The sequence below is a fragment of the Micromonospora sp. NPDC049529 genome, assembly GCF_055586685.1.
In genome coordinates, this window is sequence record NZ_JBVJHT010000012.1 from 104,567 (window position 1) to 124,872 (window position 20,306).

Sequence of the window (20,306 nt, forward strand, 5' to 3'; positions counted from 1 at the left end):
CCCGGAGCGTCGAGGGCGGTGGGCGATCCACAGTGGTGGAAGCGTGGCGGTGGTTGCCGGCGACCATGCTTTGGGCGGTCGCCCGACGGCGTCAATGACCTGTGACGTACGTCACTTCAGCCTCGAACTGCCCTCCCGGTCGCACCTTGTCGCCCGCCCTGAGATCCGACCGGACCGGTCGTGAACTGCCGAAACGCGCTCCTCGCCGGAGGTGGGTGGGGCGTTGCTCGGGGCGGCTTGTCCTATTCGACCGATAGGGAAAATCGATATTGGGCCGGGAGGGGGCGTGCCGCGCATCACCCGAACCGGCTTGATCAACTTAGCCGAGAGGTCTACTCAACCGATAGGAATTATAGATAAGCTGCGTGAAGATCCATCCAGCGCCACCGCCCGGCGTCCCCGTTCCGTCCGGCGTGCCGCACCGACCCGAGGAGAGCGCATGTCCACCATCCTCGCCATCTCCGGCTCGCCATCGTCCACCTCCCGTACCGCGCGGCTGGTCGAACTGCTGGCCGGGCGGCTCGCCGACGGTGGGCACCGGGTGAACGCCCTGTCGATCCGGGACCTGCCGCCGGAGGCGTTGCTCGGCGCCGACCCGGAGCACCCGGCGATCGTCGCGGTGGCCGACGCGCTCGCCGCCGCCGACGGCCTGCTCGTCGCGACCCCGGTATACAAGGCGTCCTACAGCGGCGCCCTGAAGGCACTGCTCGACCTGCTGCCCCAGTACGCGCTGGCCGGCAAGGTGGTGCTGCCGCTGGCCACCGGCGGGACGCTCGCCCACGTACTGGCGATCGACTACGCGATGCGCCCGGTGCTCAACGCGATGGGCGCGGCACACATCGTGCCCGGCTACTTCCTGCTCGACCAGCTGATCCTCACCGGGGCCGACGGCGCGACCGTGGTCGAGGCGACCGCCGCACCGGCGCTGCACGCCGTGGTGGACACCTTCGCCGCGGCCCTGGCGCCGCGCGGACTGCCAATCGCGGCCTGATCCCGGACCGACCCTTCCTCCCGCACGCCCCACCCGGATCGAAAGAGAGCACCATGGCACTGACCTTCCACTGGTTCCTTCCCACCTACGGCGACAGCCGCGACATCGTCGGCGGCGGGCACGGGCTGGCCGCCGGCACGGCGGGCGGCGCCCGACCGGCGACGGTCGCCTACCTGGGCCAGATCGCCCGTACCGCGGAACAACTCGGCTTCGAGGGTGCGCTCACCCCGACCGGTGCCTGGTGCGAGGACGCCTGGCTGGCCACCGCCATGCTGTCGGAGGTCACCGAGCGGCTGAAGTTCCTGGTCGCGTTCCGCCCCGGCATGCTCTCCCCGACGCTCGCCGCCCAGATGGCCTCCACCTTCCAACGGCTGTCCAACGGGCGGCTGCTGCTCAACGTGGTGACCGGCGGAGAGAGCCACGAACAGCGGGCGTACGGCGACTTCCTCGACAAGGACGCCCGGTACGCCCGTACCGACGAGTTCCTGCACGTGGTACGGGCGCTGTGGCGCGGTGAGACGGTGAGCCACGACGGCCCGCACGTCCGTGTCGAGCAGGCGAAGCTCGGCCGGCTGCCGGACCCGGTCCCGCCGATCTACTTCGGTGGCTCGTCGAAGGCGGCCGGCCCGGTCGCGGTGGCGCACTCCGACGTCTACCTCACCTGGGGCGAGCCGCCCGCGCAGGTGGCCGAGAAGCTGGCCTGGATCCGGGGCCTCGCGGCCGAGGCCGGGCGCGAACTCCGGTTCGGTATCCGGCTGCACGTCATCGCCCGGGACACCGCCGAGCAGGCCTGGGCCCAGGCCCAACGGCTGCTCGACGGCATTCCGGAGGCGGACATCAAGGCGGTCCAGGCGGGGCTGGCGCGCAGCGAGTCCGAGGGGCAGCGCCGGATGATCGCCCTGCACGGTGGTTCGCGGGACGGGTTGGAGATCGCACCCAATCTCTGGGCCGGTGTCGGCCTGGTCCGGGGCGGTGCCGGTACGGCGCTGGTCGGCAGCCACACCGAGATCGCCGACCGGATCGCGGAGTACCACGCCCTGGGCATCACCGAGTTCATCCTCTCCGGGCATCCGCACGTGGAGGAGGCGTACTGGTTCGGTGAGGGCGTGCTGCCGATCCTGCGTCAGCGCGGGCTGTGGCGGCACCCGGTGGGCGATCCCGAGCCGGTCGCCGCCGCGGTCCCGTTCGCCGCCCCCGAACCGGCCACCAGCTCGCCGAGCTGATCCGTCGTTGGTGACCCACCGGTGCCGCCGGTGGGTCACCAACGCGCTGCGTTGACCGCCACCCGCTGAGGCGGTCACGGAGTGAAGATCGTCCAGTCCTCCGCGACCCGGAAGCCCATCTCCCGGTAGAGCGCGACCCCCATCGGGCTGGCGTGCAGGTACGCGGTTCGCGCTCCGGCCGCGTACGCCTCGCGGAGTACGGCCGCCGTCGCCGCCCGGCCGTAGCCACGCCGCCGGTGCTCCGGTGGCACCGCGATGTTGAACACCCCCACGTGGTCGTCGATCAGTACGCCGAAGGACGTCGCGACCGGTGTGCCGGCGACCTCGGCGACGTAGGCGCGCATCGCGGAGTGCTCCAGCACGGCGGGGGAGCCGAAGACCGCGAAGATCTCCCGTGGGCCTTCGTAGCCGGCGGCCAGCGCGCTCTGGTAGAGCTCGCCGTCCGTGCCGGCGAGTTCGCGTACCGGTGGCGCGTCGTCCCCCGGTGGCCCCGCGTCCCGCGGGGTGAGGCTCTTGACCATGAAGGGCAGCCTCGACCGCTGCCCCCGTCGGTGTGCGTCGGCGATCCGCTCGATGCGCGGGTCGACCTCGTCGCCGCGGACCTGGATGCTCCAGGCCACCGACGCCAGCTCCGGTGCGGCGGCGAAGGCCTCGATCTCCTCGGCGTCGGGCCCGCGTACGACGCTGATCACACCGTTGAGCATCGGCATCGGCGCACCGGTGACGAGCACGGAGGTGCCGCCCGCGCCCATCCGGTAGGTGCCGGACGGCTGGGCGACCGCGAACATGGCGAGGGCGGCCATCCAGGTCTCGGCCGCGACGTCCACGGGATCCGTTGTCTCCACCCGCGGATCCTACAAATCGAATGACTTGTCCGGGTTCGAAGCTGATCGGGCGCGTGAGCAATTCGACCCCGGGCCCGATTCGCCGCCCGCCGATCCCACTAGCGTCCTAGGACGCACTACGGGTTGTGCCTCTCATCACGTAACGACGACCCGCTCCGGCACCCGTAGCCCGCCAACAGGGGACGGATATAGTGACACCGCAAATCAGCAGCCCCGGACGTCCGTTCACACCCGGACCACGGCGACTGTGCCAGGAGCCGGCTTGATCGCGAGGTCACCCAGGGACCTCGCGGACACCGGCGGAGCGCGCACGGTCCCGGAACGACCCGTGTCAGCGGGCGCCGGACCAGTCGCAGAGGGAGGTTCGGTGTCGCGTCGGCCGGCGCGGGCAGATGATGCCCAGCCAACCGGGGGCACCGCCGCCCAGTCCGAGGACGCGGCGACGACCCGGGTGTTCACCATCCCCAACCTGATCAGCTTCGCCCGGCTGCTCGGCGTACCCCTGTTCCTCTATCTCCTGCTCGGGCCGCGCGCGGACGTCGCCGCCCTGGTGGTCCTCGCGGTCGGCGGGACCACCGACTGGGTCGACGGGTACGTCGCCCGCCGGCTGCGCCAGGTCAGTCGGCTGGGGGAGTTGCTCGACCCGTTCGCCGACCGGCTCTACATCCTGGCCACGCTGGCCGGGTTCACCGCCCGCGAGATCGTGCCGTGGGAGTTCACCGTCGCGCTGCTGGCCCGCGAGGTGGTGCTCTTCGGTTCCCTGCTGGTCCTGCGCCGTCACGGGTACGGTCCGCCGCCGGTGCACTACGTCGGCAAGACCGCCACGTTCATCCTGCTCGCCGCGTTTCCGACGCTGCTGCTCGCCGACGCGGTGCCCGGTGCCGCGGCCGCCGCCGGTGCGATCGGATGGGCGCTGGCCTGGTGGGGGCTGGTCCTCTACTGGGCTGCCGGGGTGCTCTACCTGATCCAGGCCGCCCAGCTGGTCCGTACGACCCGTCGGGAGGCCGGATGAGCACCGGCGGTCGTGGTCCGGAGCGCACCTACGCCCCGGATTTCCTCACCGAGTTGTTCCGTAACCCGCTCGATCCCGGTTACTCGGACGCGGCGGTCAGTCGGCGCGCGGGTCGTGGGCCGACGGGGTGGCGGCGGTCGACGATCCGGGTGGTGAGTGTGATCACCCTGGCGGCGCTCGGTTTCCTGCTGGCGATCGCCTACCGGCAGACGATCGAGGGGGAGCCGGGGCGCAGTCAGGCGCGGGCCGGGCTGGTGGCGCAGATCAAGCAGCGGGAGAGCGAGACCGACCAGTTGACCCGCCGGGCCGACGAGTTGCGCGCGGATGTGAACCGGCAGCGGGACGCGGCGTTGTCGGGCAGTGACGCGGCCCGGTTGCGTGATCTGGAGGCGGCGACCGGTCTGGGGCGGGTTCGGGGTGACGGTGTGGTGGTCCGGGTCGCCGATGGGCCGTCGGAGGCGGATGCGGTGACGGGCGCCGGTGGTACGAATCTCGGCAAGGTGCTCGACCGGGATCTCCAGGACATCGCGAACGCGCTGTGGAGTGCCGGTGCGGAGGCGATCTCGATCAATGGTCAGCGGCTCACGGCGACGTCGACGATCCGGGCCGCCGGTGGTGCGATCCTGGTGGATTTCCGGCCGGTGACGGGCCCGTACGAGGTGTCGGCGATCGGTCCGGGTCAGCTGGAGCGCCGGTTCCGGTCCAGTGAGGCGGCGAATCTGTTGCGTCAGGTCGCGGCGGAGCACGGTATGTCTTTCGGTGTGCGTGGGGCTGATGATCTGACCCTGCCGGCGGCGAGTGAGCCGCAGCTGCGGTACGCGGTTCCGTCCGTGTCGCCGTCACCGTCGCCTTCCGGGGCGGCGCGTTCCACTCCTCCGGCGTCGCCTGGCGCCGGTTCATCCCTCAGCCCGTCCGGAGGCGGCCGATGATCCCCGTACTCGCGTTGCTCGCCGGCGTGGTGCTCGGCGTGGTGCTGGACCCGACGGTGCCGGCGGCGTTGCAGCCGTATCTGCCGATCGCGGTGGTCGCGGCGCTGGACGCGGTGTTCGGTGGGGTACGGGCGAAGCTTGACGGGATTTTCGACGACAAGCAGTTCGTGATCTCGTTCATCTCGAACGTGCTGGTCGCGGGTGTGATCGTTTACCTGGGTGATCAGCTCGGGGTGGGTGGTCAGTTGTCCACCGGTGTGGTGGTGGTGCTCGGTGTCCGGATCTTCGGCAATGTGGCGGCGATCCGCCGGCACCTGTTCCGGGCGTAGGTTTCTGACGATGAGCGACGAGCAGCGACAGGCCGGGGCGGGTTCGGACGCGTCCGGTGCGGCGGGTGGGTCGGGTCCGGTGGAGGAGCCGGTGACGGGCGCCGCGCCGGATCCGGGGGTGTCCGGCGATCGGCCGCGCCGGTCCGGTGACCCTGATCGGGGTGGTCCCGGTCGGTCTCCCGGACCGGAACCGGTGTTGGGGTCGGAGTCGGACGTCGGTGACGGGCCGACGGTGGACCTGGCTGCGGCGCGTCGGTCGGTGGCCGGTGGGGACGCCCGGGTCGAGGTGGATCCGGATGTCGTGGATTCGGATGCCGTGGTCGAGGGTGATCCGGAGCGGGGTCGGCGGGAGCCGGTCGTGGCCGGTGGTGGCTGGGTGCGGGGGCTGTCGCTGCGGTCGCGGTGGAGTGGCGCGAGTGTGATCATCGCGGTGTTGCTGGCGCTGCTGGGTTTCACGTTGGTGGTGCAGTTGAAGACGAATTCGGCTGATCCGGAGCTGGCGGCGACGCGGCAGGAGGATCTGGTGCGGATTCTGTCGGATCTGGAGTCGCAGGAGCAGCGGTTGCGTCAGGATGTCGCGGGTCTGGAGGAGAGTCAGCGGCAGCTCGCCTCGGGCGCGCAGGGGCGGCAGGCGGCGTTGGACGAGGCGACGCGACGGGCCGATGAGCTGGGGATTCTGGCGGGTACGTTGCCGGCCCGGGGGCCGGGGTTGACGGTGACGTTCTCGTCGGGGGCGAAGTCGATCGAGGCGGCGACGGTGCTCGACGCGGTGCAGGAGTTGCGTGGGGCGGGCGCGGAGGCGATGCAGATTTCCGGTGGTGGTGCGACGGTACGGATCGTGGCCAGCACTTTCTTCCTGGACGAGGATGGGGCGATCGTGGTCAGTGGGCGGAAGTTGGTCGGGCCGTACACGATCACGGTGATCGGTGATCCATCGACGATGCGGACCGCGTTGAACATTCCGGGCGGGGTGGTGGCGTCGGTCAGTGGGGACGGCGGTAACGTGACCGTCCAAGAGCGGGAGGTGGTCGACGTGGCGACCCTGAGCGCTCCGCTGGACCTGAAGCACGCGCGCCCGGTCTCCTGACCGGGCGCGGCCGTACCTTGCGGGGTGCGGTACCGATCGGAGCGACGATGAAGGACGCGGCTGGTGATTCCTGAGGACCTGCGTTACACGGCCGAGCACGAGTGGGTGGCGGGCGACGGTAGCGGATCGGTGCGGGTGGGCATCACCCACTTCGCCCAGGACGCTCTGGGTGACATCGTCTATGTTCAGCTTCCGGACGAGGGCGCCACGGTCGAGGCGGGTGAGTCGTTGGGTGAGATCGAGTCGACGAAGAGTGTTTCGGAGATCTACGCCCCGGTGAGTGGCACTGTGGTGGCGCGTAACGCCGATCTCGGCGATACGCCGGAGTTGATCAACAGTGACCCGTACGGTGCGGGTTGGTTGCTGGAGATCGCTCCGGATGGGCCGGCGGCGGTCGACGGTCTGCTGACCGCGGCGGCGTACCGGGAATTGACCGAGAGCTGATGTGGGCGCGCTCGGGTGCGGATTGTGCCCGCGCGTCTGGTTGCCCTGTATTTCGGCGCTGGCTAGGCTCGCTCAGTCGACCGAGAACCCAATAGTTGCGCGTTGCGGAATTGCCTTCCCTGGCACGGGTGAGCCAGCCGCTGGGCTTTACAGCCCGGCGGCCAGACCCGCCACCCCTGACGCCCGACCGAACAGATCCGTGAGGTGGTCCCATGACGCGCCCAGACGACGAGTTCCCCCCACTCGACGTCACATCGACGCTCAACCTCGGTGCACTGGACGAAGTGCTGGAGGGACCGGATGCCGATGTTGTGCCGAGCCGGATGTCGGGGTCGTTGCCTCCGGGCATGGCGTTGCTCGTCGTTCGGCGTGGTCCGAATGCCGGGGCCCGGTTCCTGTTGGACCACGACGTGACCACCAGTGGTCGGCACCCCGACAGTGACATCTTCCTCGACGACGTGACGGTGTCGCGGCGGCACGCCGAGTTCCACCGGGACGGGGGTACGTTCACCGTCCGCGATGTGGGGAGTCTGAACGGCACCTACGTCAATCGTGAGCGGGTCGAGGCGGCCACCTTGAGCAATGGCGACGAGGTGCAGATCGGCAAGTTCCGGTTGGTCTTTATCGCCGGTCCGCGCCCGGAGGAGGAGGCCGGCCGGGGGTGAATGAGCGTGCGGCAGCGGCTGCGCCCACGGCTTCGGCCGGTCGGGCCCAGCCGCTGATGAGCATCGGTGAGGTGCTGGCTCAGCTGCGGGTGGAGTTTCCCGACACGACGATTTCGAAGCTGCGCTTCTTGGAGGCTGAGGGTCTGGTCGAGCCGCAGCGGACGCCGGCCGGCTATCGGAAGTACAGCTTCCAGGATGTGGCGCGGCTGCGGTTCGTGCTGACCGCGCAGCGGGATCAGTATCTGCCGTTGCGGGTGATCCGGGAGCAGTTGGAGGCCTCCGAGCGGGAGCCGGAGAGTCCGGGGCGGCAGCGGCCGGCGTTGGTGGCGGTTGGTCCGGAGGGTGAGGTTCCGGGTCGGGACGGTGTCGTTCCGGGGCCGGTGGAGTCGGCTGATGTGCGGGTGACCCGGTCGGATCTGGTCGCTCGTACGGGGATCGATGATGTGACGTTGACCGAGTTGGAGCGGTTGGGGTTGATCGTGTCCCGGCCGCCGGGGTGGTACGACTCGGATGCGTTGATCATCGCGCAGGCGGTGACGGGGTTGGCGGCGTACGGGTTGGAGCCGCGTCATCTGCGGGCGTTCCGGACGGCCGCGGATCGTGAGGTGGGGTTGTTCGAGCAGTTGATCGCGCCGTTGGCGCGGCAGAATGATCCGGCGGCGCGGGCTCGGGCGGCGGAGGCGGCGCGCGAGTTGGTCGGGTTGTCGCAGCAGTTGCACGCGGCTCTGGTGCGGGTGGGGTTGCGGACGATGCTGGGTCGTTGACCCGGCGTCGGTGAGGTGGGAAAGATCTGCGGTCGCGGGCGTGCCGTAGGCTTCGCGGGGTAACCCCGGTGGGGCGTGCGACGGTGCGGCGACGCGCGTGGGACGACCGTCTCGCGGCCCGTGTACCGTGCAGGTGAAGGGGCCGGTTGCGGTGGCACGGGGGTTTGGTCGCCGGGTCATGGTTGCTGGGGAAGACACGACGACACGGAGGCGGCGGTGCGCGAGCTGAGCGTGGTCGGGGTTCGGGTGGAGCTGCCCAGCAACCAGCCGATCGTCCTGCTCAGGGAGGTCGAGGGTGACCGTTACCTGCCGATCTGGATCGGTGCGGTGGAGGCGACCGCGATCGCGTACGAGCAGCAGGGGGTCAAGCCGGCTCGGCCGTTGACCCATGATCTGTTGCGGGACATCCTGGCGGCGCTGGAGGCGCCGTTGCGCGCGGTGGAGATCACCGAGCTGAAGGAGAACGTCTTCTACGCCGACCTGCTGATCGGGGACGGGTTGCGGGTTTCGGCCCGGCCGAGTGACTCGATCGCGTTGGCGTTGCGGGTGGGTGCGCCGATCAGGTGCGCGGACCAGGTGCTGACCGAGGCCGGGATCGTTATTCCTGATGAGCAGGAGGACGAGGTCGAGAAGTTCCGGGAGTTCCTGGAGCAGGTTCAGCCGGAGGATTTCGCGGGTTGATCGTGCCGGGCCGGTGGGTTCCGGTCGTACGCTGACGGGCCGGGTGCGGCGTGTGGTGCCGTGTGTGCGGCGTGTCGCGCTGGATCCTGCGGCTGTTCGGTGGGGTGTCGCTATAGGGTTGCCTTGTCGAGGGGTGCACGTCCCGGAAACGACGTGTCACCGCACTGGCGGGGAGGTTGTCCGGATGCACGAGCCACAGGACCCTGATCCGGGGACATCAGATCATCGCCACACTGACGGCACCGCGGCGGTCGATCCCTTCGTGGAGGGTGACGGTGCGGTCGGGTATCGCGGCGTGACTGCCTGTTCCGCGGTGGGTATCAGTTACCGGCAGTTGGACTACTGGGCGCGGACGACGCTGGTGGTGCCGAGTATCCGGGATGCGTCGGGGTCGGGTACGCAGCGGTTGTACTCGTTCCGGGATCTGGTGGTGCTCAAGGTCGTCAAGCGGTTGCTGGACGCCGGGGTGTCGTTGCAGAACATCCGGAAGGCGATCGAGGCGTTGCGGTCGCGTGGGGTCGGGGATCTTGCCGGCATCACGTTGATCTCGGATGGTACGACCGTGTATGAGTGCCGGTCCCCGGAAGAGGTCGTCGACCTGTTGCAGGGTGGTCAGGGTGTGTTCGGCATCGCCATCGGTGGTGCGTTCAAGGAGATCCAGGGGTCGTTGTCGCATCTGCCGGCGGAGCCGGCCGGGGGTGTGCAGCCGATCGGGGTGCCGGCGGAGCCGGAGGTTTCCGGTGACGAGTTGGCTGCGCGTCGGGCGCGGCGTCGGGCCGGCTGACCGGTCGTTGGTGTTGCCGGCCACAATGTGCTGATGTCGGCTGTCGCGGGTTGGTCCCGCCGGGTTGTTGGTCCGTTGTCCGTGGTGACGTTGCTGCGTCGGTGGTGGCGCCGGTTGTTGGTGTCCGCCGTGGTGGTGGCGTTGCTGGGGTTGTCGGCGGTGGTCGGCAGCGCGGTCTGGGTGGACCGGTCGTCGCGGGCACACGTGTTCGATTTGGCGGGGGTGCCGGCTGCCCCAGTGGTGTTGGTGCTCGGGGCGCAGGTGGATGCGGATGGGACGCCGGCTCCGTTCCTGGCGGCCCGGTTGCAGTTGGCGAAGGAGTTGTACGACGCGGGTAAGGCTCGGGTGGTGCTGGTGTCGGGGGATCACCGGCGGTGGGAGTACGACGAGCCGGGGGCGATGCGGCGGTGGTTGGTGGATCGGGGTGTGCCGGCGTCGCGGGTGGTGCAGGATCACGCCGGTTTCGATACGTATGACTCGTGTCAGCGGGCGTCGCGGGTTTTCGGGGTCCGGCAGCTGATCGTGGTGACGCAGACTTTCCATGTCGACCGGGCGGTGGCGGTGTGTCGGCAGGTGGGGTTGGACGCGGTCGGGGTCGGGGACGATTCGGTGAGCCGGTTCGGGCGGGCGTGGCGGTGGGGGAGTTTCCGGGAGCGGTTGGCGGCGGTGAAGGCGGTGTACGACGTGGTGAGTCGTCGGGATCCGGTGTTTCTCGGGCCGCGTGAGTCCGGTGTGGACGACGCGTTGCGGGGTTGACGGCTGTGTTGCCGGTCAGCGGGGCGGGACCACCGTCGTCCCGGCCGGTGATGGTCCCGATTCCGGTGTCGATCAGTGATCGGTGCGTGACACTGGGTGTGGGTGTGCGCTATCGTCCGACTGGCCGATCAGTCTGCCGCCGGGAGGACAGCCGTGACGGAAACGGAAGCCAGCGCCTCGTTGTCCACTGGGGACGGTTCCGCCGGGAAGCCGGTTCCGGAGCCGGTCGTGCCCGTCGGGGGCGGTGACGTCGCTTCGGCGTACGAGCGGATCGGTGGGGCGGTGGCGGTCCAGGCCGCGGTGCGGATCTTCTACGAGCGGGTGTTGGCCGAGCCGGACCTCGCCGGGTATTTCGAGTCGGTCGAGATGGCCGACCAGCGACGTCATCTGGCGGCGATGCTGACCGTGTTGCTCGGTGGGCCGGACACGTACACGGGTCGGAGCCTTCAGCGGGCGCACCGGGGGTTGGGGATCCCTTCGGCGCACTACGCCCGGGTGGGTGGACACCTGCTGGCGACGTTGATGTGGCTGGACGTGCCGGCGGACGTGGTGGACCACATCCGGGACACGTTGGGGCAGGTGGAGTCGCAGGTGGTGACGGCGCCGGATCGACCGGCGGGGTGATCGGGCCGGTGCCGTACCCGTCGGGCGGCGGGTACGGCACCGGTGGGGTCGGCTACTCCTCGGTGGCGTACTGCTCGATCTCGGCGAGTTCCTCGGCGCTGAGGTCGGTGTTGCCGAGGGCGGCGATGTTGTCCTCCAGTTGGGTGACGCTGCTGGCGCCGATGATGAGGCTGGTCATCCGTGGGTCGCGCAGCGCCCAGACGAGGGCGAGTTGGGCGAGGGTCTGTCCGCGCCGGGCGGCGATCTCGTTGAGGGCCCGGACCTTGGTCATGGTGGTGTCGCTGAGGTGGCTCTCGTTGAGGAAGACGCTGGTCGCGACGCGGGAGTCGGCGGGTACGCCGTGCAGGTAGCGGTCGGTCAGCAGGCCCTGGGCGAGCGGGCTGAAGGCGATGCATCCGGCGCCGACCTGTTCCAGGGTGTCGAGCAGGTTGTCCCGTTCGATCCACCGGTTCACCATCGAGTACGACGGTTGGTGCAGCACCAGTGGGGTGCCGAGGTCACGCAGGATCGCGGCGGCTTTCGCGGTCTGCTCGGAGTTGTAGTTGGAGATGCCGACGTACTGGGCCTTGCCTGCGCGGACGACGGCGTCGAGGGCGCCCATCGTCTCCTCCAGCGGGGTGTCCGGGTCGGGCCGGTGGCTGTAGAAGATGTCGACGTAGTCCAGGCCGAGGCGGCGCAGTGACTGGTCCAGGGAGGCGACGAGGTACTTGCGGGAGCCCCATTCGCCGTACGGGCCGGGCCACATGTCGTATCCGGCCTTGGTGGAGATGACGAGTTCGTCGCGGTAGGGGGCGAGGTCGGTGGCGAGGAGGCGGCCGAAGTTCTCCTCGGCGGAGCCGGGCGGCGGGCCGTAGTTGTTGGCCAGGTCGAAGTGGATGACGCCGAGGTCGAAGGCACGTCGGACGATGTCGCGTTGACGCTGCCAGGGGCGTTCGTGGCCGAAGTTGTGCCACAGGCCCAGGGAGATCGGGGGCAGGCGCAGGCCGCTGCGGCCGGCGCGGTTGTAGGTTGTCGAGTCGTAGCGGTCGGAGGCTGCGGTGTAGGTGACGGTCACCGGTCCACCCTATTGATCTCACCGGGCCCGGTGGGGTGGGGCCGGTGGGTCAGCAGCCGGTCGGGTCGTCGGGGGTGCCGGCGCGGGGGTGGGTCCGGTCGTAGTCGACCCGGGCGGCGGCGATGGTGGCCCGGTGGCGTTCGGCCCACCGGGTCAGGGCGAGCAGGGTGTCGTGCAGTTCGCGGGCCATGGCGGTGGCGGTGTATTCGACCCTGGGTGGGACGGTGGCGTGGACGGTGCGGATGAGCAGCCCGTCGCGTTCGAGGTTGCGCAGGGTGAGGGTGAGCATGCGGCGGCTGATGCCCTCGATGCCGCGTTCGAGTTCGGTGAACCGGACCGGGCCGCCGGTGGCGGCGACGATGATCCCGATGCTCCATTTGCCGCCTACCCGGTCCAGGACATGGCGGACGGTGCAGTCCGGGGTCGGGGTGACCGGTGCCGACCCGTCGTGGGGTCCGGGTGTCATGCGACGTCCTCCGTTGCGCGGCGCCGATGGTCACCCGTGGTGCGGGGTGACGGGGCATGGCCACTGTGACGAACAGTATCCCGAGCGGTACGACCGCCGCCCGCTGGCCGGTGCCGGGCCGCCGGAGGGTGTCCGGTCGCCGCCCGGCTGGGTGGTTTCGCCGGTTCTGCTGGTGTGGTTCCTGGGGTCGTTGGTGCCTCGGGTGTTGCCCGATACCCGCCCGAAACAGACCCGCTGGTAGCGTTGACCTCGCCGGTAACACCCACGTGGGAGAGACCGCCCGGCTTGTCAGGGCGGCGCCGAAGGGGCAAATCCTCCCCGGAACCTCTCAGGCAAAAGGACCTCGTGGGCAGGCGACTGTGGAGCACCCCCGCCACGCGTGGGTGCGACAGAGGGGGAGGCCGCATCGTCGACCTCGCCCCGGGAGCCGCCATGACCGCAGAGCAGTTCGCCGTACGCCACATCGGCCCGGACGCCGATGGTGAGCGCCGGATGTTGGACACCGTCGGCTACGACTCGATCGACGAGCTGATGGACGCCGCGATTCCCGAGGTGATCCGTTGGCACGGCACGCTCGACCTGCCGGCCCCGGCGACCGAGGCCGAGGTGATCGCCGAGCTGCGGGCGATAGCGGCCCGGAACACCGTCGCGGTGTCGATGATCGGGCTCGGTTACCACGGCACCCACACCCCGGCGGTGATCCGCCGCAACGTGCTGGAGAGCCCGGCCTGGTACACCGCCTACACCCCGTACCAGCCGGAGATCAGCCAGGGCCGGTTGGAGGCGCTGCTGAACTTCCAGACGATGGTGACCGACCTGACCGGGTTGGCGACCGCGAACGCCTCCATGCTCGACGAGGCGACCGCGGCGGCGGAGGCGATGACCCTCGCGCGCCGCGCGTCGAAGAGCAAGAGCCCGGTGTACGTCGTCGACGCCGACACCCTGCCGCAGACGATCTCGGTCATCGTGACCCGGGCGGAGCCGCTCGGCATCGACGTACGCGTGGTGGACCTGGACACCGAGGAGTTGCCGGCGGAGTTCTTCGGTCTGCACCTGCAGTACCCGGGTGCGTCCGGGCTGGTCCGTGACCACGCGTCGCTGGTGGCGGCGGCGCACGGTGTCGGGGCGCTGGTCGCGGTCGCCGCGGACCTGCTCGCCCTGACCCTGCTGCGGCCACCGGGACAGATCGGTGCCGACATCGCCGCCGGGACGACGCAGCGGTTCGGCGTACCGATGGGCTTCGGTGGGCCGCACGCCGGTTACCTGGCGGTCCGCGCCGGTCTGGAGCGGATGCTGCCCGGCCGGCTGGTCGGGGTGTCCCGCGACGCCGACGGCAACCCCGCCTACCGGTTGGCGTTGCAGACCCGTGAGCAGCACATCCGGCGGGAGAAGGCGACCAGCAACATCTGTACGGCGCAGGTGCTGCTCGCGGTGATGGCCAGCATGTACGCCGTCTACCACGGTCCGGACGGGTTGCGGGAGATCGCGTCGCGTACGCACCGGTACGCGGCCCGGCTCGCGGCCGGGTTGCGCGCCGGTGGGGTGGCGACCGAGGGGCCGGCGTTCTTCGACACGGTGACCGCGGTGGTGCCGGGGCGAGCCGCGCGGGTGGTGGCCGCCGCCGCGGCGGCGGGGGTGAACCTGCGGCTGGTCGACGCCGACCGGGTCGGGGTGGCATGCGACGAGACGACGCTGCCGGCGCACCTGGGCGCGGTGTGGGCGGCGTTCGGGGTGGCGGAGTTCACCGGTGAGGTCACCGAGGCGCTGCCGGCGCAGTTGCTGCGCACCAGCGACTACCTGACCCACCCGGTGTTCCACCGGTACCGGTCGGAGACGGCGATGCTGCGTTACCTGCGCCGGTTGTCGGATTCGGACTACGCCCTGGACCGGGGCATGATCCCGCTCGGTTCGTGCACGATGAAGCTGAACGCGACCACCGAGATGGAGCCGGTCAGCTGGCCGGAGTTCGCGAACGTGCACCCGTTCGCCCCGGCGGAGCAGACCGCCGGTTACCGGGAGCTGGTGTCGTCGCTGGAGGGGTGGCTGGCCGAGATCACCGGTTACGACGCGGTGAGTGTGCAGCCGAACGCCGGTTCGCAGGGGGAACTCGCCGGCCTGCTGGCCATCCGGGGTTACCACCGGGAACGCGGCCAGTCGCACCGGGACGTGTGCCTGATCCCGTCGTCGGCGCACGGCACGAACGCCGCCAGCGCGGTGATGGCCGGTATGCGGGTCGTCGTGGTCGCCTGTGACGACAACGGTGACGTGGACCTGGTCGACCTCGACCGGAAGATCGACGCGCACCGGGACGCGCTCGCGGCGATCATGGTGACGTACCCGTCGACGCACGGGGTGTACGAGACCGGGATCGCGTCGCTGTGCGCGAAGGTCCACGACGCCGGTGGTCAGGTGTACGTCGACGGGGCGAACCTCAACGCCCTGGTCGGGTTCGCCCGGCCGGGCCGGTTCGGTGCCGACGTGTCGCACCTGAACCTGCACAAGACGTTCTGCATTCCGCACGGTGGTGGTGGCCCGGGTGTCGGTCCGGTGGCCGTACGGGCGCATCTGGCGCCGTTCCTGCCCGGTGACCCCCTCGACGCTTCGGTCGCCGGTGCGCCGGTGATCTCGGCGGCCCGGCACGGGTCGGCGGGGATCCTGCCGATTCCGTGGGCGTACCTGCGGATGATGGGCGCCGACGGGCTGACCCGGGCGACGGGGACGGCGGTGCTCGCGGCGAACTACGTCGCGGCGCGGCTGCGGGGGCACTACCCGGTGCTGTACGCCGGCAACAAGGGCCTGGTGGCGCACGAGTGCATCCTCGACCTGCGGCCGTTGACGAAGGCGACCGGGGTGAGTGTCGACGACGTCGCGAAGCGGTTGATCGACTACGGGTTCCACGCGCCGACGATGTCGTTCCCGGTCGCCGGGACGCTCATGGTGGAGCCGACCGAGAGTGAGGACCTGGCCGAGCTCGACCGGTTCTGCGCGGCGATGATCGCGATCCGGGAGGAGATCGACCTGGTCGGGTCGGGGCGGTGGCCGGCAGGTGACAATCCGTTGTCGAACGCCCCGCACACGGCGGTGATGGTCAGCGGTGACGAGTGGGAGCACCCGTACCCGCGGTCGGTGGCGGCGTACCCGGCGGGGGTGGATCGGGCGGCGAAGTACTGGCCGCCGGTGCGGCGCATCGACGGTGCGTACGGTGACCGGAACCTGGTCTGCGCCTGCCCGCCGCCGGACGCGTTCGAGGACTGAACGGGTAACGGTGCCGGGTTGATCAAGGAAGTCCGCGCCGATCAAGGACGTGGCGTCCCGCTCCGGGTCGGGTGACCGGGGCGGGGTGGTCGTTGATCGGCGGGGACAGCCTTGATCGGCCGGCCGGTCGGGGCTCGCTCAGGCGACCAGGACGTGACGGGCGGGTCCGCGGTGCGGTTCGATCATCCTGCCGTCGGGCAACAGCTCGCCGGTGTCCTCGAAGACGATCACACCGTTGCAGAGCAGGCTCCAGCCCTGTTCACGAAAGCAGGCGATGACCCGGGCGGCGTCCCGGTCGGTGGCCTCGGCGGACGGGCAGGTGGGTTGGTGCTGGCACATCGGGTTCTCCGGACTGTGGGGGTGCTGTGTCATGGTTCACATGACCAGTGACGCACGGTACCAAGTTAAACGGTGCTATATCGAGCAGGGATTGGCACCAACCCGGGAGAATCCACCCAACGGATGATGGAGATTGGGCCACTCGTCGTGGAAACGCTCCCATACGGGGTCGGGGTAACACCGGCAATGCCATCGGCGTACCTCGATTCCCTCACTGAGCTCGACCGATTTGAATGGTACGTCGGCCAGCCCGGCGACCCGGCCGAGTCGATCGACGGCTTCCTGACCGGTTACGGACTCGGTTCGGGTGCGCTGCGTCCACCGACCGCCGGTCGGGAATCCGACCGCCTCCCGGGCGCCCCGGTCGGTGCCGCCCTGTTCGTCTCCGCCGCCGCCGGCGCGCACATGATCGGCGCCCCGACCGGGCCGCCCAGCCCGGCGCCCGGCGTACCCGACGTGGTCGCGGTCGTCTACCGCCACGCCACCCGACCGGCCCCCGCACCCGGCCACCGCACCCCGCCGTGGTGGCTCGGGCCGTGGCGGCCGAGTTGGACCCCGCAGGCGCACGCCACCGCCGTCGCCCGCGCCCGCGACGCCATCGGCCGCGGCGACATCTACCAGGTCAACGTCGTCGGCCACGCCAGTGCCCGGTACACCGGCGACCCGATCCCGGCCCTGACCCGCCTCGGGCGGCTGCCCGGCGCCCGCTACGGCGGGGTCCTCACCGGCGACGGCTGGGCGATCGGCTGCGCCTCCCCGGAAACCCTGATCGAGGTCACCGGCGCGCGCCTGGTCACCCGCCCGATCAAGGGCACCCGACCGGCCACCGCGACCGGCCGCGCCGAACTGCTCACCTCGGCCAAGGAACGCGCCGAACACATCATGATCGTCGACCTGGAACGCAACGACCTGGCCCGGATCGCGGCCACCGGATCGGTCCGGGTCGACGAGCTCTACGCCATCCGCCGCTGGTGCGACCTGTGGCAGGCCGAGTCGACCGTCACCGCCCGCGCCGCCGACGGCCTCGGCCTGGCCGACCTGCTGCGCGCGGTCTGCCCCGGCGGGTCGGTCACCGGCACCCCGAAGGTGTCCGCGCTCGGCCAGATCGCCGCCCTCGAACCCGTCGGCCGGGGCGCCGGCATGGGCGCGCTCGGCTGGATCGGGCCACACCACATCGACCTCGGGCTGACCATCCGCACCGCCGCCGCCGACGGCGAACGGATGCACGTCTGGGCCGGTGGCGGGATCACCTGGGACAGCGACCCGGACGCCGAGGTCGCCGAGGCGGCGGCGAAGGCCGCACCGGTCCGCGCCGCCCTCGCCGCAGACCAACCCGCCGGGAACCGACCCGAGCGGTCCGCGCCCTGACCGCACCACATAACCGCCCCACGCCGGTCGGGCGCCCCGAACACACCGCGCGCCCGGTCGCGGCGGGCGGCCCCCCGATCCGTCGCCCACCCGCCGCCCCGCTCACCCGGCCCCGGCGCTCAGCCCCGGCCGGCCGGTCCGACCGGTGGGGCGTCCAGGACCGGGATCAGCTGCTCCTCCTCGTACGTCAGGTGCCGTTCCAACTCCGCGACGAGCCGGTCGACCTCGGCCAGCACCAACGCGGGCTCGGCCCGGTCGGCGGCCACCGTCACCCGCAGCTGCTCGACGAGGGCGGCGATCGTCTCGTGTTCGCGGCGCAGCCGGGCCACCGTCGGGGCGAGCGCCGGATCCCGCTCGACCACGGCGGGAAACACCGCCCCGTCCTCACCGACGTGGTGGACCCCCAGCCCCTGACAGACGGTCAGGCAGTTCACCCGCAACTGGGCGCCGAGCCCGGTGCCGGCCCCGGCGACCTCCGCGCGGACGAGGGCGAGCTCCCGCCGGAACGCGTCGTGGACCAGCTTCAGCGCCGTACCCCACGACGGGGGCTGCGCCCCGGCGGCGAACCGGGGCGGCCCCGGCACCCGCGCCAACGCGACCACCGGCAGGACCCGACTGGTCCGGGCCTGGTAGTCGGCCCACCCCGAGTCGGCCTCGACCGCGCGGGCGAAGACCCGGTCACGGTCGGCACCGGTCAGCACGGTCGCGGTGGCGTCCCAGACGAAAACACCGTCCTCGACCGTCGCCCGGGGATCGGCGACCAGGTTGCGGTACCAGTCGGGGTGATCCGGGGCGCCGCCGGCCGAGCCGATCACCAGGATCCGGTCACCACCGTCGGGCAGGTAACCCAGCGGCGTCGTGTGCGCCGCCCCCGACCGGGCCCCGGTGGTCGTCAACAGGATCAACCGGGCCCCCTCGAAATAGCCGCCGACCCGGCCGCCGTTGGCCCGGAACTCGTCGATGACCTGCTGGTTGAAATCATTCGGCATACGGTGTTTTCGACTCCTGTCCGATAATCCCGCGAACCATTCGCGGGCATGGTGACGAACCCGCCCGGCGGACGGGTCGAAATGAACACGAACACGGTGGGAAAAATGCCCGGACAACCGGCCGTTCGGTGTGGTCACCGTCCGCCGGGCAGCAGGGGACACCCGCGTACGGCAGCCGCCAACGGCGGAGGTACGCAGGTGGAAGACGCGCTCAAGCGCGGGATGTACGAGAAACGGCGGGCCTCTCGGCCGCCCGACGATCACGCCTGAGCCGGGAACCTGACTCGCTTGTGGCCCATGGCCGACCCGGCAGTCATGACGTGAATCCTAATCGCGCGCACACCGCCCCGGCAACCACGCGACAGCACCACTGCGGGTCGGCGACAACACCGCACGAAACCGATCGCCGTACCCCTTTTTTCCGGGGCGGCGGTCACCGGTGGTGGGCGAGCGGTGCGTGCGGGTCGCCGGCCCCGTGGTGGTCCGGGTCGGCGTGCACCAGGGCGGCGCTGAGCCGGGGCACGGCATGGATCAGCCGGTGCTCGGCGGCCACCGCGATCACGTGTCCCTGCGCGACGGTGAGGTTCCCGTCGATGGTGATCGCGCACTCGGCGTGCAGGTGGTGACCGATCCACCGCAGCCGCAACGCGCCGACGTCGGTGACACCCGGGGTGGCGAGCAGGGCCGCCTCGGCGGTGTCGACCAGGGCCGGGTCGACGGCGTCCATCAACCGCCGGTACACGGCGCGGCCGGCGTCGACGAGCACGACCACGATCGCGGCGGTGATCAGCAACCCCACCGCGGGATCCGCCCACCACCAGCCGACCGCGACACCACCGGCGCCGAGCAGCACCGCCAACGAGGTGAACCCGTCGGTACGGGCGTGCAGCCCGTCGGCGACCAGCGCGGCGGAACCGATCCGCCGCCCGACCCTGATCCGGTACCGGGCCACGAGTTCGTTGCCGACGAACCCGATCAGGCCGGCGGCCGCCACGTACGGCAGGTGGTCGACCTCGCGCGGATCGAGCAGCCGCGTCACGGCCTGGTATCCGGCGAACGCCGCGGACCCGGCGATGGTCGCGACGATCGCGATCCCGGCAAGGTCCTCGGCCCGCCCGTAACCGTAGGTGTAACGGCGGTTCGCCGCCCGCCGGCCGAGCAGGAACGCCACCCCCAGCGGTACGGCGGTGAGCGCGTCGGCGACGTTGTGCAGGGTGTCGCCGAGCAGGGCCACCGACCCGGACCAGAACACCACCGCGGCCTGCCCGGCGGCGGTGACCCCGAGAACCACCAGGGAGATCCACAGGGCGCGCAGGCCGTCACGGGAACTCGCCAACGCCCGGTCGACCTTGTCGGTGGTGTCGTGCGAGTGCGGGGTCAGCAGGTGACGGACCCGCCGCACCCACCCCGTCCGGTGACTGTGGTCATGACCGTGTACGTGGTCGTGGCTCATGGCTTCCTTCCGGCCGGCGGGTCACGACGGTGCTCGCCGGTCGGCAGAATAAGCGCCACTACAGGTATGCGACAACGCGGTAACCGCGAGTATTGGGCAACAACCAGCACCCGGCCCGGCCAGGGCTGTCGCCCCCGGCGGGAACCACCGCGACGCCACCGGCCACGGGAAGGTGACCGGCGACGACACCACGGCCCGCCGTCAGCCGGCGGCGGGACGGCGACGCAGCGCCGGATCGGTCAGCTCCG

21 protein-coding genes and 1 riboswitch are annotated in these 20,306 nt (G+C 70.8%); of the genes, 15 read left to right on the top strand and 6 right to left on the bottom strand.

What is annotated here, in order from left to right; all coding sequences use genetic code 11:
• The first annotated feature begins 439 nt into the window (after positions 1-439).
• Positions 440-991, top strand: coding sequence for an NADPH-dependent FMN reductase (gene ssuE / locus ACZ6QQ_RS22140; RefSeq protein ID WP_465878652.1), 552 nt, complete (start codon positions 440-442; stop codon positions 989-991).
• A gap of 53 nt (positions 992-1,044) precedes the next feature.
• Complete coding sequence (locus tag ACZ6QQ_RS22145) at positions 1,045-2,214, top strand: LLM class flavin-dependent oxidoreductase (protein WP_465878654.1); 1,170 nt, start codon at positions 1,045-1,047, stop codon at positions 2,212-2,214.
• A gap of 74 nt (positions 2,215-2,288) precedes the next feature.
• On the opposite strand, the gene ACZ6QQ_RS22150 is transcribed toward ACZ6QQ_RS22145, so the two are convergent.
• Positions 2,289-3,059: a GNAT family N-acetyltransferase gene (locus tag ACZ6QQ_RS22150; RefSeq protein ID WP_465878656.1), complete on the bottom strand. Its 771-nt coding sequence runs from the start codon at positions 3,057-3,059 to the stop codon at positions 2,289-2,291.
• A 367-nt stretch (positions 3,060-3,426) separates the two neighbouring features.
• Here ACZ6QQ_RS22150 and ACZ6QQ_RS22155 point away from each other — a divergent pair, with 367 nt between their 5' ends.
• From ACZ6QQ_RS22155 to ACZ6QQ_RS22205, 11 genes are all read left to right on the top strand, one after another.
• Complete coding sequence (locus tag ACZ6QQ_RS22155) at positions 3,427-4,071, top strand: CDP-alcohol phosphatidyltransferase family protein (RefSeq protein WP_465878658.1); 645 nt, start codon at positions 3,427-3,429, stop codon at positions 4,069-4,071.
• Positions 4,068-5,000, top strand: a complete 933-nt coding sequence (locus ACZ6QQ_RS22160) for a DUF881 domain-containing protein (RefSeq protein WP_465878659.1) — start codon at positions 4,068-4,070, stop codon at positions 4,998-5,000. The genes ACZ6QQ_RS22155 and ACZ6QQ_RS22160 overlap by 4 nt, the downstream gene beginning before the upstream one ends.
• Positions 4,997-5,329, top strand: coding sequence for a small basic family protein (locus ACZ6QQ_RS22165; RefSeq protein ID WP_329110516.1), 333 nt, complete (start codon positions 4,997-4,999; stop codon positions 5,327-5,329). The genes ACZ6QQ_RS22160 and ACZ6QQ_RS22165 overlap by 4 nt, the downstream gene beginning before the upstream one ends.
• 118 nt (positions 5,330-5,447) lie before the next feature.
• Positions 5,448-6,416, top strand: coding sequence for a DUF881 domain-containing protein (locus ACZ6QQ_RS22170; protein WP_465878938.1), 969 nt, complete (start codon positions 5,448-5,450; stop codon positions 6,414-6,416).
• Positions 6,417-6,479: 63 nt separating this feature from the next.
• Positions 6,480-6,860, top strand: a complete 381-nt coding sequence (gene gcvH, locus ACZ6QQ_RS22175; RefSeq protein WP_465878661.1) for a glycine cleavage system protein GcvH — start codon at positions 6,480-6,482, stop codon at positions 6,858-6,860.
• 212 nt (positions 6,861-7,072) lie between these two features.
• Complete coding sequence (gene odhI / locus ACZ6QQ_RS22180) at positions 7,073-7,525, top strand: oxoglutarate dehydrogenase inhibitor Odhl (protein ID WP_121161321.1); 453 nt, start codon at positions 7,073-7,075, stop codon at positions 7,523-7,525.
• 56 nt (positions 7,526-7,581) lie between these two features.
• Positions 7,582-8,289, top strand: a complete 708-nt coding sequence (ftsR, locus tag ACZ6QQ_RS22185; protein ID WP_465878939.1) for a transcriptional regulator FtsR — start codon at positions 7,582-7,584, stop codon at positions 8,287-8,289.
• A gap of 216 nt (positions 8,290-8,505) precedes the next feature.
• Entirely contained in the window at positions 8,506-8,970 is a 465-nt protein-coding gene (locus tag ACZ6QQ_RS22190; RefSeq protein WP_465878662.1) for a bifunctional nuclease family protein, read from the top strand.
• Between the two features lie 184 nt (positions 8,971-9,154).
• On the top strand, positions 9,155-9,754 hold the full coding sequence (locus tag ACZ6QQ_RS22195) for a MerR family transcriptional regulator (RefSeq protein ID WP_465878664.1): 600 nt from the start codon (positions 9,155-9,157) through the stop codon (positions 9,752-9,754).
• Between the two features lie 33 nt (positions 9,755-9,787).
• A complete protein-coding gene (locus tag ACZ6QQ_RS22200) occupies positions 9,788-10,510 on the top strand; it encodes a SanA/YdcF family protein (protein ID WP_465878665.1) in 723 nt (240 codons plus the stop codon).
• Between the two features lie 153 nt (positions 10,511-10,663).
• The gene (locus ACZ6QQ_RS22205) at positions 10,664-11,134 is read left to right on the top strand and encodes a group I truncated hemoglobin (RefSeq protein ID WP_465878666.1); all 471 of its coding nucleotides are present in this window, start codon (positions 10,664-10,666) and stop codon (positions 11,132-11,134) included.
• Positions 11,135-11,186: 52 nt separating this feature from the next.
• Here ACZ6QQ_RS22205 and mgrA read toward each other — a convergent pair whose 3' ends face one another.
• Both mgrA and ACZ6QQ_RS22215 read right to left on the bottom strand, forming a co-directional pair.
• Positions 11,187-12,188, bottom strand: coding sequence for an L-glyceraldehyde 3-phosphate reductase (mgrA, locus tag ACZ6QQ_RS22210; protein WP_465878668.1), 1,002 nt, complete (start codon positions 12,186-12,188; stop codon positions 11,187-11,189).
• A 49-nt stretch (positions 12,189-12,237) separates the two neighbouring features.
• Positions 12,238-12,654: a winged helix-turn-helix transcriptional regulator gene (locus ACZ6QQ_RS22215; RefSeq protein ID WP_465878669.1), complete on the bottom strand. Its 417-nt coding sequence runs from the start codon at positions 12,652-12,654 to the stop codon at positions 12,238-12,240.
• 257 nt (positions 12,655-12,911) lie between these two features.
• Positions 12,912-13,008, top strand: a riboswitch (glycine riboswitch).
• Positions 13,009-13,086: 78 nt separating this feature from the next.
• Here ACZ6QQ_RS22215 and gcvP point away from each other — a divergent pair.
• The gene (gcvP, locus tag ACZ6QQ_RS22220; RefSeq protein ID WP_465878671.1) at positions 13,087-15,909 is read left to right on the top strand and encodes an aminomethyl-transferring glycine dehydrogenase; all 2,823 of its coding nucleotides are present in this window, start codon (positions 13,087-13,089) and stop codon (positions 15,907-15,909) included.
• A 138-nt stretch (positions 15,910-16,047) separates the two neighbouring features.
• On the opposite strand, the gene ACZ6QQ_RS22225 is transcribed toward gcvP, so the two are convergent.
• Complete coding sequence (locus ACZ6QQ_RS22225) at positions 16,048-16,248, bottom strand: DUF5999 family protein (protein WP_465878940.1); 201 nt, start codon at positions 16,246-16,248, stop codon at positions 16,048-16,050.
• Positions 16,249-16,371: 123 nt separating this feature from the next.
• Between ACZ6QQ_RS22225 and ACZ6QQ_RS22230 the strand changes: the two genes are divergently transcribed.
• Entirely contained in the window at positions 16,372-17,616 is a 1,245-nt protein-coding gene (locus ACZ6QQ_RS22230) for a chorismate-binding protein (protein WP_465878673.1), read from the top strand.
• Between the two features lie 119 nt (positions 17,617-17,735).
• Here ACZ6QQ_RS22230 and ACZ6QQ_RS22235 read toward each other — a convergent pair whose 3' ends face one another.
• Both ACZ6QQ_RS22235 and ACZ6QQ_RS22240 read right to left on the bottom strand, forming a co-directional pair.
• Complete coding sequence (locus ACZ6QQ_RS22235; RefSeq protein ID WP_465878675.1) at positions 17,736-18,605, bottom strand: nitroreductase/quinone reductase family protein; 870 nt, start codon at positions 18,603-18,605, stop codon at positions 17,736-17,738.
• Positions 18,606-19,038: 433 nt separating this feature from the next.
• Entirely contained in the window at positions 19,039-20,007 is a 969-nt protein-coding gene (locus ACZ6QQ_RS22240) for a cation diffusion facilitator family transporter (protein WP_465878676.1), read from the bottom strand.
• Positions 20,008-20,306: the final 299 nt, after the last annotated feature.

Excerpts from the sequence above, each read along its gene's own strand:
- ssuE (WP_465878652.1), top strand. The coding sequence starts at position 440 with ATGTCCACCATCCTCGCCATCTCCGGCTCGCCATCGTCCACCTCCCGT.
- ACZ6QQ_RS22145 (WP_465878654.1), top strand. The coding sequence starts at position 1,045 with ATGGCACTGACCTTCCACTGGTTCCTTCCCACCTACGGCGACAGCCGC.
- ACZ6QQ_RS22160 (WP_465878659.1), top strand. The coding sequence starts at position 4,068 with ATGAGCACCGGCGGTCGTGGTCCGGAGCGCACCTACGCCCCGGATTTC.
- ACZ6QQ_RS22165 (WP_329110516.1), top strand. The coding sequence starts at position 4,997 with ATGATCCCCGTACTCGCGTTGCTCGCCGGCGTGGTGCTCGGCGTGGTG.
- odhI (WP_121161321.1), top strand. The coding sequence starts at position 7,073 with ATGACGCGCCCAGACGACGAGTTCCCCCCACTCGACGTCACATCGACG.
- ftsR (WP_465878939.1), top strand. The coding sequence starts at position 7,582 with ATGAGCATCGGTGAGGTGCTGGCTCAGCTGCGGGTGGAGTTTCCCGAC.
- ACZ6QQ_RS22195 (WP_465878664.1), top strand. The coding sequence starts at position 9,155 with ATGCACGAGCCACAGGACCCTGATCCGGGGACATCAGATCATCGCCAC.
- ACZ6QQ_RS22200 (WP_465878665.1), top strand. The coding sequence starts at position 9,788 with ATGTCGGCTGTCGCGGGTTGGTCCCGCCGGGTTGTTGGTCCGTTGTCC.
- ACZ6QQ_RS22215 (WP_465878669.1), bottom strand. The coding sequence starts at position 12,654 with ATGACACCCGGACCCCACGACGGGTCGGCACCGGTCACCCCGACCCCG.
- gcvP (WP_465878671.1), top strand. The coding sequence starts at position 13,087 with ATGACCGCAGAGCAGTTCGCCGTACGCCACATCGGCCCGGACGCCGAT.
- ACZ6QQ_RS22225 (WP_465878940.1), bottom strand. The coding sequence starts at position 16,248 with ATGTGCCAGCACCAACCCACCTGCCCGTCCGCCGAGGCCACCGACCGG.
- ACZ6QQ_RS22230 (WP_465878673.1), top strand. The coding sequence starts at position 16,372 with ATGATGGAGATTGGGCCACTCGTCGTGGAAACGCTCCCATACGGGGTC.
- ACZ6QQ_RS22235 (WP_465878675.1), bottom strand. The coding sequence starts at position 18,605 with ATGCCGAATGATTTCAACCAGCAGGTCATCGACGAGTTCCGGGCCAAC.